Below are 15,033 nucleotides of genomic sequence, written 5' to 3'. Positions count from 1 at the left end.
GACTGTATATACAGAAGCCTCTTTCTATCTTTTAGAAAGAGGCTTTTTTACGTGAAAATAAAAGGAGGAAGAAAAATGGGAGCGACAGGAGTAGCGTCACAAAGAAAAACAATTGAAGAGAGTATCGAAAGAAATAAGGAAAAGTACATAGAAACAAGTCATGATATTCATGCGAATCCGGAGATTGGAAACCAAGAGTTTTACGCATCAAGAACGTTAAGTTTATTACTAGGTAGTGCAGGGTTTCAGTTGCAGCACAATATAGCTGGACATGAAACGGGATTTATCGCGCGAAAAAGCTCTGGAAAACAAGGACCGGCAATTGCATTTTTAGCGGAGTACGACGCTTTACCAGGACTCGGTCATGCGTGTGGTCACAATTTAATCGGCACAATTAGTGTTGCAGCAGCAATTGCATTATCAGAAACACTTGAAGAAATTGGTGGAGAAGTTGTCGTGTTTGGTACGCCAGCAGAAGAAGGCGGGCCAAATGGTAGCGCGAAATCAAGTTATGTAAAGGCAGGTTTATTTAAAGACATTGATGCGGCGCTTATGATTCATCCGAGCGGAAAAACAGCGACAACGAGTCCTTCACTAGCAGTCGATCCACTTGATTTTCATTTTTACGGAAAAACAGCTCACGCTGCAGCTTCGCCAGAAGAAGGGATTAACGCATTAGATGCGGTTATTCAGCTCTATAACGGTATTAATGCACTTCGCCAACAACTTCCGTCAGACGTGAGAATTCATGGCGTCATTACAGAAGGAGGAAAAGCACCTAACATTATTCCAGACTATGCCGCGGCTAGGTTCTTCATCCGTGCAGCAACGCGAAAAAGATGCGCGGAAGTAACAGAAAAAGTAAGAAACATTGCTGAGGGAGCAGCGTTAGCAACAGGTGCGAAAGTAAAAATCCATCAATTCCAAAATGAAATCGATGAATTACTCGTAACAAAAACATATAACGATATTGTAGCGGAAGAACTAGAACTATTAGGTGAAGATGTAAATCGTAAAGAAAGAGTAGGAATCGGTTCAACCGACGCAGGAAACGTAAGTCAAGTCGTACCGACAATTCATCCGTACATTAAAATCGGACCAGATGATTTAATTGCACATACGAATGAATTTAGAGAAGCAGCACGTTCAGAACTTGGAGATAAAGCATTAATTACATCGGCAAAAGCATTAGCAAATACGGCGTATCGATTAATTACGGAAGAAGGGTTGTTAGAGAAGGTGAAGGAGGAGTTTAGAGAGGCGCAGAGGAATCAAGGGTAAGGGGATTAAGGTGCTTTTTTCGAATAGCAATCTAATTAATAAGTAGAGATATAAAAAAGAACATTGAAAATCAATGTTCTTTTTTTTGTTACTAATCATTGATTCTGTTGGATTTTCTCATAAAGGAAAAGCTTGTACTGTTAGCGGAGGATAATACGTATCCCTTTATTAGAACGACAATTTCTCCTCAAACTCACTCTTTAAAACAATTAAAGGAGATGACAAGCCAAATTGCATTAAAGAGTCTAAAAATGTAGCGAGAGAATCCATCGAATCGCTCATGACCTTCATCATATAATTAAATTCCCCACTAATTCGAAATAAATCTGTTACTTCAGGAGCGGCATTACAAAATTGAATAAAATCAGAGCATTGGCTCGTTTTAAACATGATGAATGCTTGAATGTTTTTATTAATTTTTGCAGGCTCAAATTTCGTTCGATAAGCCGCTATAACTCCTTGATCTTCAAGTTTATTAATACGCTCTTTTACAGCAGGTTGCGTCATGGATATAATTCGTCCTATTTCTGAAACGGAAATTCTCGCATTTTCATACAACAAGTTCATAATTTTATGATCGATTTCATCCAGTTTTACTGTGTTTTGCATTGTGTAGCCTCCTTATTTTGTTTTCTAAAGTGAATCATAAATTATAACTATAATATCATAAGTGAACGAACTAAATTACCTATAAATCTATATTTAAAATGATTGGTTTTTGCATGAAAATATAAGTATGGCATTCATCAAACGGAAATTTAGGAAGGATGGAAGAAATGAAGAATCTTAATGGAAAAGTAGCATTAGTAACAGGAGCGAGTCGCGGAATTGGCCGTGCGATTGCGATGAGATTGGCGAAAGATGGAGCATTAGTTGCGATTCACTACGGTCGAAATAAAACAGCTGCAGATGAAACGATTAGTGAGATTGAATCTAATGGAGGAAAAGCGTTCTTAATTGAAGCTGAACTCAATTCAATTGATGGTGTCAAAAAGCTAGTAGAACAGTTAAAGCATGAATTACAAATAAAAGTTGGTACATCAGAGATTGATATTTTAGTAAACAATGCAGGGATAGGTACACAAGGAACGATTGAAAATACGACAGAAGAAGTTTTTGATGAAATCATGTCTGTAAATATGAAAGCACCATTCTTTTTAATCCAGCAAACATTACCATTAATACGAGCAGAGGGTCGCATTATTAACATTTCATCAGCTGAAGTAAGGCTTGGTTTTACAGGCTCAATTGCATACGGCTTAAGTAAAGGTGCGCTTAATACGATGACACTGCCTCTAGCTAAACATCTTGGAGAAAGAGGTATAACAGTGAATACAATTATGCCTGGATATACGAAGACAGATATCAATGCAAAATTGCTAGATGATCCGGAAATACGAAATTTTGCTACCAACTCATCTGTGTTCGGACGAATAGGGCAAGTTGAAGATATTGCAGATGCAGTAGCATTCCTTGCTTCTTCTGATAGCCGCTGGGTAACGGGGCAGATTTTAGATGTTTCTGGTGGGTTTTGTTTATAGGGTCACTACTCCATAACCAGCAAGCTAATTAAGTAAATTACTAGTTATGAAACGATCCTCGTTTCATAACTAGTAATCTATAGAAAGGTAGGGATGATAAAGAAGTCTATTAAAACGCGATTTTTTCACTAGGAAATTTGAATAAAGGGGCTATTTTTCATTATTCGTAATCTAAAATAATCAAATTTTATTTTACAGTAACAATAAAACAAAATTATTGACCGTATGGTACAAAAAAGGTATTCTATTCATGTTATCTTTAAAATGAGAGGAGGATACGATTGAATAAACGCGGCAGACCTCGAGAGTTTGATTATTCCTCAATTGTAGATGTTGCAATGAAAACATTTTGGTTAAGAGGATATGAAGGGTGTTCTACACAAGATTTATGCAGTGATACAGGACTTGGAAAAGGAAGTTTATACAATACTTTCGGTAGTAAACATGAACTGTATAAACAAGTATTAGAACGCTACCATGAAATTGGGATTAGGGAACAAAGGAAATTGTTACATACTCCAATTCCAGTTAAAGAACGATTAAGTAATTTTTTTGAATGGGCATTGAAAGAAGACTTTGAGAATATGGATCAAAAAGGATGTTTATTGATTAATGCCAGTATAGAACGTGCTAAAAACGATTTAATGGTACAAGAAATTTTCTCGAAGCATGTTGAACTTCTTAAACAAGCTATTGAAACAGTGATGGAGGAAGGATTGCAAACAGGTGAAATTTTAAAGAAGCAATCAGCTGAGGAATTAGCTAGTCTGCTTTTAAGCAGTTATTACGGATTCCGTGTTCTTAATGTATCGATGCAAAATCGGATGTTGTCTGAACAAGTTATCAAAGGAACAATAGAGTCTATTTGTGGCGCTTAGTGCGCTCTTTTTTCGGACTATTTTTGTACCGATCATTACAATAATGAATAAGGAGTGTTTTTATGCCATCGATTATTTATTTATTAGCTTTAGCAATCTTTTGTATGACTACATCAGAATTTATGGTTGCAGGTATGATGAATGAACTTGCTCTTGCATTTCAGGTTCCTGTATCATCTATTGGGTATTTAATTTCAGCTTATGCAGGAGCAATGGTAATAGGAGGCCCCATTTTAACTGCAATCCTCTTACGAATGCACAGCAAACAAGCATTATTGTTTTTAATGTTCATATTTTTAATTGGTCAATCGCTCGGAGCTATTGCTTGGAACTATGATATTATGATGATTTCACGTATTATAACTGGTATTGCTTCAGCTTCAGCTTTTGGAGTTGCGATTTCCTTTTCTGCGACATTGGTTCACTCTGATTCAAGGGGAAAAGCTGCATCAATTGTACTTGCAGGTTTAATGTTCGCAACTGTATTAGGTTTACCTATAACAACCGTTATTTCGCAATATTTTGGCTGGCGTATTAGTTTTGGGGCTGTTTCTGTTCTTGTGCTAGTATCAGGGATTATGATTCAACGGTTGTTACCATCATCTTCAAATAAAGAGCAATTAAATTGGAAAGACGAACTTCTGCGATTTAAGAATATTCATCTTTGGGCAGCGTACGTAACAAGTATGTTCATTATTGGTGGTACGTTTGCAGCATTTAGTTATTTCACTCCAATCTTTACAAATGTCACAGGCTTTTCAAGTGCAAGTATTCCATATTTACTTGCTCTCTATGGTAGTGCGACCGTAATTGGGAATATAATAATTGGCAAGTTCGCTGATAAATTTACAATGAAAATACTTATGGGTGGATTAATTATATTAATCATAGCGTTGTCTTTATTTGCTTTAAGTGCAGAGAATAAATACATTGCAGTGATTTCTACGATTTTTATTGGTTTAACTGGTGTAGCATTGAATCCAGCTATGGTTGCGAGGGTGATGAAAACAGCTAGTAATGGAATAATGATAAATACCGTTCATAGTTCTTTTATTACGCTAGGTATTGTTATTGGTTCGTCACTAGGTGGTATTGGGATCAGTAAAGGATATGGTTTTGTATCTCCGCTATGGATTGGAGCTTGTTTAGCTATCCTTGGGGTAATTTCGTTATTCCCATATTTACATAAAAGCAAGGCAGATTAAGATGTTTAAAATTTCTTTATATGGGGTACCGCCGCATCACCATCAAGCTAATACTTCCATATCCCCCTAAATTAAAATTTTCTTTCTCTACAGATAGCTATTCTGAGAAGCCGCTCATTTTTTCGTTTTGGGGGCATTTCTTTTTCTTAAGTTGATGGGCATGTATGGTGACCTCTATTAGACGATAGTAAATTAACAATTTCGGGGTTCAGTTCAACTTTATTCAAAATAAGATTTTTTTGCAGTAAAATCAATGTTAGTGGAACTTTTTTAAAAATTAACATAAATACTTGCAATATTTAAATTAGTACTATATAGTTCTAGTTATGACAAAGATAAAATTAATGAATCAAAAACGTGTGATTGAAGTAGCTGCAACATTATTTTTAGAAAAAGGGTTTGCTTATACAAGTATGGATGAATTAGTACGTGTAAGCAAAGTTTCAAAGTCTAATGTGTATTATCACTTTTCTAATAAGGAAGTATTATTAGAAGGGGTCGTTGATTATTGGATTGAAATGTATCAATCTGCAATTGATGACATACTTTCTCAGAACCAATTTTTAGTTGAAGATCGTATCCAACTGTTTTTAAAGCAATTATCACAAGGAGTTCAGTCGAGGGAGTATAAGGGGAGCTGTCCATTTATTACTCTTTATATTCAAAGTCCTAAACAGGCCACGCAAATAAAAGAAAAAATAGGTCTTTTTTTTACAGGATTACAAAAGAAAGTTTCTCTATTACTTAAACAAGGGGTAGAGAATGGAGAATTCAGAAATACGATTAATATTGATGAGGTTGCATCACTTTTTATTACAAATCTTGAAGGAGCGTTATTTATTTCAGAAACATTGAAGGATGCAACTGTAATCACGAAAACAGCAGATCATTTTTTAAAATTGCTTCGATAAAAGAAGCATTTTTTTTACATCAAATTAGTACTAAGTAGTACTAAAAGGGGGATTTTATATGAGAACAGTATTTTTAACTGGTGGAACAGGCTTTATTGGAAAACAATTAGTAAAAGAATTAGCCAAAGAGGATGTTAAAATTCTTCTTTTAGTGAGGTCGAAAAATAAAGCAACACGCCTTTTTCAAGAAAGAGGCATCTTAAAAAAGGAAGTTATGCACTTTATTGAAGGTGATTTGACGAAAATAGATTTAGGTCTAAGTGCTGAAGATAAGGAGAGGGTATTGAAAACGGATGTGATTATTCATGCAGGAGGCCCCATGGATATTCAAGCGACAAGTAAAGAGGCAGCTTCCGTATTTTTAAATGGTGCCAAACATATTAGTGAATTAGCTAAAAGTATTCATCAATTGAAGGGTTTGCAACAATTTATTCATGTTGTAGGCTATATGAGTCCTTTTGATGATAAAAATAGCAAGATTGCAATTGATGTGTTTAAAGAAGGAAACAATTATTTGAAAATAAAAAATCCATATGAGAGAACAAAATTTTTAGCAGATCTTTATATCCGTCAGCAGGCATCAGCAGTAGGTTATCCGCTTTCTGTAATTAATCCGCCAACTGTAGTCGGTAGTAGTAAAACAGGGAGTACAGAGCAGATAGCAGGGTTAGGTTTGCTTGTGATGAGTATGCGAAGAGGGCTCATGCCAGTGATTCCTGGAGGTAAGGGATATAGGTTACCACTTATTTCAAACGATGAGCTTGCGAAGTTTATTGTGCAGGTTTTCAGATTGGAGCAACCGACTATTCAAACATATACACTTGTTGAAGACAAACAGCACGATCAGAACATTGCTGAATTATTAAGTATTATGTCGGAAAGTATGAATATGAGGGCACCAAAAATCTCTGTTCCAATGCCATTTATGAAAGCAATTATGAATAGTGGAGGAAGTAAAATAACAAAAATTCCTTCTGATGGACTGAATTTTATTACAAGACAAAAATTTTTAAATGTTTCAGCGAAAAAAATTATGGGAGGAGATTGGTTTAAGAAGACGAGTGTAATGAAATTTTTCCCTGCCGTAGTAGCTGATCTGGATTATCGAATGATGTATCAAAATGGCCGGCATAATCATTTATTTAAACGAACATTATGCGATAACACTACCCTTTACCAATTACAAGGAAAGGGTAAACCGTTTATTTTATTACATGGTTTATTGAGTGATGGAGAGGATTTATTTCCTTTAGCACAAGAGCTTCATGAAAAAACTGGTCAACCTGTATGGATTTTGGATCTTCCAGGTTTGGGACGTTCTCCTTTTAAACGAGAGAAAAATCTTCTAGATATCTATTTGAATGTAGTGAAAAAATTATTGGAGAAAGCTACTAATGGTGCACATCTAATTGGCCATTCATTCGGTGCGTTTATTCTTCTGGAAGCATTGGTACAAGAGTACATAGATAAGAAGTATTCAATCACTTTACTTCAGCCGCCTGTTGTTAAAAAAAATGCTAAATCGCTAAAAGTTCCTCAATTTATGAACAAATGGAAATTAAAACTGGCAACTACTAATTTGATAGGGCGATATTTATTAAGTAATGGTTTGTTTGAAAGTATGGAGAGCATCCCTGAATATTATATTGAAAAAATAAGAAACAGTTTTACTTCTCCTAGAATTTTAAATACTACGTTTCAGCTTAACAGTTTACTACTAAAAAATGATCAAGGTGATTTCAATGAAGTAACAAAGTATAATCTTCACATTATTTGGGGGGAGTATGACAGAGGCTATTCTGCTCCATCGCATCTTGGTAAGGTTGATTTTGTTCCATATGGCCATCATTTTCCTCTTAGCCATCCGAGTGAAACGGCAACATTAGTAATAAAAAATAGTAATATTAGTAGATGAGAGTGTGGGATAAATAAAAAGTGTGTAGTAAGATCGTTGTGTCTTTGAAATAAAATCGTACTGTTTGGGGTCACGCGAACAAGACGCGAATTTTGCACGCTAAGCAAAAAAACAATAAGCTGTCCACATGGACAGCTTATTTACATTATTCTTGTTATTGGAAGTTATTTTTAACTTTTCCTGATCTGAAAGAGTCAATCTTTTTTTGTTTATATAATGTATCAATAATTATTCTTTTTTCTCCGGCTGATAGGAAAGAATAACGACACCTGAACTGGTCGTTCTTGTTTCGATCAGTTTTAAAGCCTTTGTATCGTTTCCGGTTTTAAAGAGATGCTTTCCGCTTCCCACGATAACAGGATTGACCATAAAATGATATTCATCAATGAGGTCGTGTTGCATCAATGTCTGTATAAGCTCACCACTACCATAAATTAAAAGGTTCTGACCGGGCTGTTCCTTCAGTTTCGATATTTCTTCTACAATATTACCCTTGATAAGATTTGCATTCCATTCGGTTTTTTCCAAAGTTGTTGAAGCAACAAATTTAGGTATGCTGTTCATCTTATCAGCAAAACCCTCTTCATCAGTCATAGAAGGCCAGGCAGCTGCAAAACCTTGATAGGTTACTCGCCCTAGTAGAAGCGCTTCACTTTCAAACAGTAAATCGGATTGAAACTTTGCTACTTCTTCATTGAAGTATGGAGCAGTCCAAGCTGGTTCCTCCATGACACCATCTAGTGAGAGGTACATCGATACAATTATTTGTCCCATTTTGTTCTCCTTTAATTTTAAATTGAGATTTTTACATATTGGTAACACAATTATTAATTCTCCAGCTAGAGAAATTCTCCCTTTTTAATAGTTTCGACAAAATGTATTTATATATGTTTCGGAATAATCTAATATATATTAATAACTTTGAAATATTGTATAACTTCTAATTTTTATGCATTATTGATTAGCGTTGCTTATTGTGCTAACGAATCAGGATAGTGTGGCGACTGACTAAATAGTTGCTTATCCTCAATTATTAGAAGGGAAGTTCTATTATTTCGCGAATTTATTAGACATAGACGAGTGCTATAATTTTCTATATCTACATAAAGAGGTGACTACGCATGAATCAAAGACCGTCAGAAGTAGAATATGCCGGGAGCTCCGGCGAATATATCCGTTTGGTGCCGGACGGTAACATCATCGATATTCTGCTCGCCCAGGAAAAGCAAATGACCGAGCTCCTGGCATCGTTGACCGAAAGCCAGGCCACATATCGGTATGCGGAAGGAAAATGGACGCTGAAAGAAGTCGTGGGCCACATTACAGACGCGGAACGCGTCATGACCTACCGCCTGCTCCGGTTCGCAAGAGGGGACCAGACGCCTCTGACCGGTTTCGATCAGGAATTATTCATACCTCCTTTCGGAAGCTGGACAACCGCGCAATTGGCCGAAGACTACCGGGCCGTACGGCAATCAACGCTTACATTGTTGCGCGGGCTACCAGCGGAGGCGTGGACCCGCAAGGGCACAGCCAACAACCTAAGCATTACGGCGCGCGCCCTCGCATACGGCGTCGCAGGACACGAACTTCATCACATGGCGGTCATCCGAAATCGGTATTTGAGTTAATCGCCGGCTGAGGCCATTGGAATGGAACTAACACCTATCATACAATCTTTTAGATACCGTTCTTATGGGGGGCCCGCCCCACAACCATCAACTTAAGGATTTAGACTATTTTTATGAATATGCACCAAAAACAAGAGCATATCGATTTTTCTCATTTTGGGGTATTTGTTTTTCTTAGATTGAGGGTGATGGGGCACTACTCTATAATGATCAAATTAAAATTTAAAATAGTTATAGAGACTCCATTTCTCGGAAATATTGTAACTATTAAGTTGTAAAAAGAACCATAGTTTTTCATTTTTGAAAAGGTTATGGTCTTTTTTAATTGTAACAAAGATATGATGCGAGGAAGTTTTTTAGATAAATCAAAAAAACTTGATTAATAAGTTGCATATAGAACTCATCTACGTATATACTATAAACATCAAAAAAAGTTGATGAAGGGAAGTGAACTACAGTGGCACAAAATTTTCAGCTCTATGAGAAAAAGTTTAAAGCGTTGGCGGATCAGAAACGTTTAGAAATCATGTATGAACTTTGCCAGCGAGGACAGACGTGTGTATGTGATTTAACAGAAGTTTTTGAAATGACGCAATCTAAATTATCATATCATTTAAAAATTTTATTAGATGCAGGTTTGATTGTAAAAGAAACAAAAGGTACGTGGAGTTATTATGATTTAAATGATGCGGAAGTGAATAATTTATTATCAGAAGAATTGTGCTGTATCTTTAGAAAAACAGGGAAAGGTAGTTGCTGTTAAAATTTTGAGTTATTAATCAAAAAAAATTGATTAATGATATATAAAAAGGAGGAATAAGGTATGAGATATGTTCACGTCGGTATAAACGTTACGAATTTAGAGAAGTCTATTGAATTTTATGAAAAGGTATTTGGTGTTTCACCAGTTAAAGTGAAAACAGATTATGCAAAATTTTTATTAGAGACGCCAGGACTTAATTTTACGCTGAACGTGCGAGATGAAGTGAAGGGAAATCAGGTAAATCATTTTGGTTTCCAAGTGGATACAGCTGAAGAAATTACATTGCATAAAGAACGATTAGAAAAAGAAGGTTTCTTCGCGCGTGATGAGATGGATACGACTTGTTGCTATGCAGTGCAAGATAAGTTTTGGGTAACAGATCCAGATGGGAATGAGTGGGAATTCTTTTATACGAAAGCAGATAGTAATGTTCACAAAATTGAAGAGTCATCTTGTTGCGCGACTTCAAATGAGGTAGCTAAAAATTCTTGTTGTTAATAGGAGATGGAAAATAAAATGAAACGTTTATCTTTTCTAGACCGATATTTAACACTATGGATTTTTCTAGCGATGGCTGTTGGGATTGGTTTAGGGTTTGTGTTCCCTAGTGTAGTAGACGGACTGAATACATTACAGGTTGGAACGACGTCTATTCCGCTTGCTGTTGGTTTAATTGTAATGATGTATCCACCGTTAGCGAAAGTTCGCTATGAGGAAATGGGCCGAGTATTTAAAGATGTAAAAGTGTTAGTGCTATCTTTAGTACAAAATTGGATTATTGGTCCGATACTTATGTTTGTGTTAGCAATTATTTTTCTTCCTGATAAACCAGAATACATGGTTGGTCTCATTATGATTGGGTTAGCACGTTGTATTGCAATGGTAATTGTTTGGAACGATCTTGCTGATGGGGATAAAGAGTATGCGGCAGGTTTAGTTGCTTTTAATTCGGTATTCCAAATGCTCTTTTTCTCAGTTTATGCATACGTATTTGTAACTGTAATTCCAGAATGGTTAGGGATTGAAGGTGCTATTGTCGATATTACAATGATAGAAGTAGCAAAATCAGTATGTATCTATTTAGGAATTCCTTTTATAGCAGGTATGTTGACACGCTTTGTACTAGTTAAGTTAAAAGGAAGACAGTGGTATGAAAAAGTGTTTATACCTAAAATTAGTCCACTTACATTACTTGCATTGCTATTTACAATCATCGTTATGTTCTCTTTAAAAGGAGAGATGATTGTTAGCGTGCCACTAGATGTGGTAAGAATAGCGATTCCGTTATTAATCTATTTTATTGTAATGTTTTTTGTTTCTTTCTTTATGGGAAGAAACATTGGTGCAAACTATCCGGTGACGACAACGTTAGCATTTACAGCAGGTAGTAATAACTTTGAGTTAGCAATTGCTGTAGCAGTTGGTGTGTTTGGTATTCATTCGGGCGCAGCATTCGCAGCTGTCATTGGACCGTTAGTCGAAGTACCTGTCATGATTGCACTTGTAAATGTCGCTTTTTGGTTTAAACGTAAATATTTTAATGATCAATCAACTTAAAAACAAAGGTGGAAAACAACATGGAAAACAAAAAAACAATCTATTTCTTATGTACAGGAAATTCATGCCGAAGCCAAATGGCAGAAGCGTGGGGTAAACAATATTTAGGAGGTAAGTGGAATGTATATTCTGCAGGAATCGAAGCACATGGAGTGAATCCCAATGCGATTAAAGCAATGAATGAAGTGAATATCGATATAACAAATCAAACATCAGATATGATTGATACAAACATTTTAAATAATGCTGATTTAGTCGTTACACTTTGTAGTCATGCGGATTCTGTTTGTCCTTCGACACCTTCGCACGTAAATCGTGTTCACTGGGGATTTGATGACCCGGCAGGAAAAGAATGGTCTGAATTTCAACGTGTTCGCGATGAAATTGGTGAACGTATAAAACGATTTTCTGAAACAGGTGAGTAAATAAAGGAAAGAGTCAATCTTCTATTGTGTTGGAGATTGGCTCTTTTTTATTATGTATTTCATTTACTTATCGCATCGCTTTAAAACTACTCTTAGTAAAAATACAGAATATTATGTAAAAATGGTAAAGTTAGAATAGAACAGTTTAAAAAAGGGGTGTAACGTATGATCTGTGAACTAAGCAAGGATGATTTTTATAGGTGTAATCGTTTAGTGAATGAACAAGGTCAATTAGAGGTACGTGCTGTAATTGCAGGAGTGAATCCTGGTCGTATATTTGTAGATAACGTGACTTCTCCTAATTCGGGACTCATTTGGTTAGGTAATAATGATGGCTTCTTCTTTATTGGAGATGCTGAAAATGAAGAGTTTAATAAAGAAGTGAATCGTTTTATTAATCATGTAATAGTACCTGAGGCGAGGAAAGGAGGATTAGATTGCTTTGAAGGAATCGGGAATCATTCGAAGTGGAATAAAACAATCGAAAGAATATTTCAGCATCGTAAATTAAAGAGTTGGAATCAAAGAGTGTATATGCTAGGAAAAGAGGATTATGAAAATCATCATGAGCCTAAATTTGAACAGAGATATACTGTACTGAAAATGAGTAAAGCTCTCTATGAAAATAATAATAATACATTTAAGAACATTGATTTTTTACAATCAAAAATTTTAGAGTTTTGGTCTTCACCGGATTCTTTTTTCAATGAGGGGATTGGCTATTGCATTGTTTATGATGATGTAATTGTGAGTGTTTGTTTTTCAGGATTCGTCTTTGAAAATATACACTGTATAGATATTGAAACGATAGAAGGTCACCAAGGGAGAAAATTAGCTCAAAAGATAGCGCATAGTTTTGTGAAAGATTGTTTGGAGAATGATATTATTCCATATTGGGACTGTATGGAATTGAACAAGCCTTCTGTTGCAGTTGTAGAAAATGTAGGGTTTACAAATGTATTTAACTATGTGGGATATTATTTTTTATTTGAATAATCTAGGTATACTTTACAATTTACACTTTGAGATTGTCCAATTATTATATATATCTACAATTTAAAAAAGAAAGCATATGAGGTGTGCGAAAATGAAAATACAAATAGTATGGTTTGATGGTTTCGGAGAACTTGTCTCTTTCGCACCGTTTGAGGTACTGAAAAGAGCGATAGAAGAAGGGGCTCAATTTATAGTTGAATTCGTTTCGAGTGAACAAAAGAAGGAAGTTACTACCTCGTTTGGAGTTACAGTTAAACTACATGATTTTTTACGAAGGAGAATCGTCCAGATTTGTTAATTGTACCTGGTGGTGGCTGGAATCATAAAGCAGAGCATGGGGCACGAAAACAAGCAGAGCTTGGAACTTTGACTAAAATGATTAGCGAGATGCACAATGCAGGAACAATCGTTGCTGGTGTGTGTACAGGGGGGATGCTATTAGCTGCCTCTGGTATATTGAACGGTCGAAAGGCAACGATGCACTGTTTTGCACAGGATGAAATGAGTGAATACGGGGCAGAGCTTCTTCATTACAGAATTGCGGATCAAGGGGATATTATCACTGCAAGAGGGGTCACTTCAGGAGTTGATTTGGGACTTTGGATCACGGAAAGATTCGCAAGTCCTAAAATTGCGGCTGCTGTTGAATACAGAATGGAATATGAGAGGCGAGGTGTTGTTTGGAAGTAATTTGACTTCTTTTTTATCCCGCATTAACGGGCAGTAAGACTCCCACCACAAAATTCAGCGAATGGGAGGGCTGCCCGTAAAAAAACAATGGATATGTACTAATAATCAGTGGGGATGACAAAACTCCTACTGATTAAAGTTTCATTTTATAAATTTTACTTTATTAAAAGTTGATTTGTTAGAAAGGATAATCATTTATTGCTATAATGAATGGATGCGTGGCAGGAAATAGATAGAAAGATACTGCTAGTAATTTATACTTAAAATGTAGGGAGATTGAACAGAGTTATGGGGAATGAAAAGGAAATTAGTTCCGCTAAATTAATATGGAAGATGACGCGCCCGCATACATTAACGGCGACGTTTTCTCCTGTAATTTTAGGGACAGTGGCATCACTTTATGTTGCCAAAATTGATTGGCTTTTATTTATTGCGATGATGCTTGCATGTTTAGCGCTGCAAATAGCAACGAACTTATTTAATGAGTACTATGATTTCAAACGCGGATTAGATACCGCTGAATCCGTTGGCATCGGTGGCGGAATTGTCCGTCATGGATTGAAGCCAAAAAATGTGTTAACAGTTGCGCTTTTATTATATGTCGTAGCAGCTTTTATTGGCATTTATATTTGTATGAATAGTAGTTGGTGGTTAGTGGTTATTGGTTTAATTGGGATGGCAGTTGGCTATTTATATACAGGCGGTCCATTACCAATTGCGTACACCCCGTTTGGAGAATTAGTTTCTGGGTTGTTAATGGGGACATGTTTTGTGCTCATTGCTTTCTTTATTCAAACGAATACTGTAACGATTGAAAGTGTATTGATTTCCATTCCAATTGGAATTTTAGTAGGTGCAATCAATATGTCAAATAACATCCGAGATATCGAAGAAGATATTAAAGGTGGAAGAAAGACATTAGTAATCCTCCTTGGGAGAGAAAAAGCTGTGGTAACACTAGCGGTAGCTTTTTTCATTGCGTATTTATGGATTGCCGTAATTGTATTAATGGGTTATATAAGCCCTTGGGCATTAGTTATGTTCTTAGGCTTGAGAAAGCCAATTTCTGCGATTCAAAGTTTCCAAAAAGGGGCAAAGGATCCTGGATATATGCGCATCGCAATGAAATCAACAGCGATGACAAATACGATTTTCGGCTTCTTGTTGTCAGCAGGATTATTAATTAGTTATTTGTTTTAAATAACTTAACCCCAATTTCTCGATTTTAATATAGAGAAAT

15 protein-coding genes and 1 pseudogene are annotated in these 15,033 nt (G+C 35.9%); 14 read left to right on the top strand and 2 right to left on the bottom strand.

Annotation, left to right across the window (positions count from 1 at the left end):
- Positions 1-75 precede the first annotated feature (75 nt).
- The gene (locus GD442_RS14985; RefSeq protein WP_000501344.1) at positions 76-1,281 is read left to right on the top strand and encodes a M20 family metallopeptidase; all 1,206 of its coding nucleotides are present in this window, start codon (positions 76-78) and stop codon (positions 1,279-1,281) included.
- Positions 1,282-1,449: 168 nt separating this feature from the next.
- On the opposite strand, the gene GD442_RS14980 is transcribed toward GD442_RS14985, so the two are convergent.
- Positions 1,450-1,890 (bottom strand): Lrp/AsnC family transcriptional regulator, encoded by a 441-nt coding sequence (locus GD442_RS14980; protein ID WP_001181718.1) that lies wholly within the window; start codon positions 1,888-1,890, stop codon positions 1,450-1,452.
- Positions 1,891-2,057: 167 nt separating this feature from the next.
- On the opposite strand from GD442_RS14980, the gene GD442_RS14975 reads away from it, so the two are divergent.
- The 5 genes from GD442_RS14975 (at position 2,058) to GD442_RS14955 (ending at position 7,731) form a co-directional block, all read left to right on the top strand.
- Positions 2,058-2,822 (top strand): SDR family oxidoreductase, encoded by a 765-nt coding sequence (locus tag GD442_RS14975; protein ID WP_000793421.1) that lies wholly within the window; start codon positions 2,058-2,060, stop codon positions 2,820-2,822.
- Between the two features lie 281 nt (positions 2,823-3,103).
- A complete protein-coding gene (locus GD442_RS14970) occupies positions 3,104-3,700 on the top strand; it encodes a TetR/AcrR family transcriptional regulator (RefSeq protein WP_001042193.1) in 597 nt (198 codons plus the stop codon).
- A gap of 62 nt (positions 3,701-3,762) precedes the next feature.
- On the top strand, positions 3,763-4,905 hold the full coding sequence (locus tag GD442_RS14965; RefSeq protein WP_001139226.1) for an MFS transporter: 1,143 nt from the start codon (positions 3,763-3,765) through the stop codon (positions 4,903-4,905).
- Between the two features lie 344 nt (positions 4,906-5,249).
- A complete protein-coding gene (locus GD442_RS14960; RefSeq protein WP_001072312.1) occupies positions 5,250-5,816 on the top strand; it encodes a TetR/AcrR family transcriptional regulator in 567 nt (188 codons plus the stop codon).
- A 58-nt stretch (positions 5,817-5,874) separates the two neighbouring features.
- Complete coding sequence (locus GD442_RS14955) at positions 5,875-7,731, top strand: alpha/beta fold hydrolase (protein ID WP_001261125.1); 1,857 nt, start codon at positions 5,875-5,877, stop codon at positions 7,729-7,731.
- A gap of 228 nt (positions 7,732-7,959) precedes the next feature.
- On the opposite strand, the gene GD442_RS14950 is transcribed toward GD442_RS14955, so the two are convergent.
- Complete coding sequence (locus tag GD442_RS14950) at positions 7,960-8,505, bottom strand: dihydrofolate reductase family protein (RefSeq protein ID WP_000529753.1); 546 nt, start codon at positions 8,503-8,505, stop codon at positions 7,960-7,962.
- Positions 8,506-8,852: 347 nt separating this feature from the next.
- On the opposite strand from GD442_RS14950, the gene GD442_RS14945 reads away from it, so the two are divergent.
- The 8 genes and pseudogenes from GD442_RS14945 (at position 8,853) to menA (ending at position 14,993) form a co-directional block, all read left to right on the top strand.
- A complete protein-coding gene (locus GD442_RS14945; protein WP_001076326.1) occupies positions 8,853-9,362 on the top strand; it encodes a DinB family protein in 510 nt (169 codons plus the stop codon).
- 457 nt (positions 9,363-9,819) lie between these two features.
- On the top strand, positions 9,820-10,125 hold the full coding sequence (gene arsR / locus GD442_RS14940) for an arsenical resistance operon transcriptional regulator ArsR (protein ID WP_002026021.1): 306 nt from the start codon (positions 9,820-9,822) through the stop codon (positions 10,123-10,125).
- A gap of 60 nt (positions 10,126-10,185) precedes the next feature.
- Positions 10,186-10,623 carry an ArsI/CadI family heavy metal resistance metalloenzyme gene (locus GD442_RS14935; RefSeq protein ID WP_001271013.1) on the top strand — a complete coding sequence of 146 codons (438 nt, stop codon included), beginning with the start codon at positions 10,186-10,188 and terminating at the stop codon, positions 10,621-10,623.
- A gap of 18 nt (positions 10,624-10,641) precedes the next feature.
- Positions 10,642-11,682, top strand: coding sequence for an ACR3 family arsenite efflux transporter (gene arsB / locus GD442_RS14930; RefSeq protein WP_000826551.1), 1,041 nt, complete (start codon positions 10,642-10,644; stop codon positions 11,680-11,682).
- A gap of 20 nt (positions 11,683-11,702) precedes the next feature.
- Positions 11,703-12,107, top strand: coding sequence for an arsenate reductase (thioredoxin) (gene arsC, locus GD442_RS14925; RefSeq protein ID WP_000428364.1), 405 nt, complete (start codon positions 11,703-11,705; stop codon positions 12,105-12,107).
- Positions 12,108-12,272: 165 nt separating this feature from the next.
- Positions 12,273-13,103, top strand: a complete 831-nt coding sequence (locus tag GD442_RS14920) for a GNAT family N-acetyltransferase (protein ID WP_086407715.1) — start codon at positions 12,273-12,275, stop codon at positions 13,101-13,103.
- Between the two features lie 91 nt (positions 13,104-13,194).
- Positions 13,195-13,793: pseudogene (locus GD442_RS14915) on the top strand (DJ-1/PfpI family protein).
- Positions 13,794-14,081: 288 nt separating this feature from the next.
- A complete protein-coding gene (gene menA / locus GD442_RS14910; protein ID WP_000526090.1) occupies positions 14,082-14,993 on the top strand; it encodes a 1,4-dihydroxy-2-naphthoate polyprenyltransferase in 912 nt (303 codons plus the stop codon).
- Positions 14,994-15,033 lie beyond the last annotated feature (40 nt).

This window comes from Bacillus sp. A260, assembly GCF_009861435.1.
GTDB lineage: Bacteria > Bacillota > Bacilli > Bacillales > Bacillaceae_G > Bacillus_A > Bacillus_A cereus.
The sequence above is the reverse complement of the archived record's forward strand: the minus strand, read 5'-3'. Positions and strand labels throughout refer to the sequence as shown.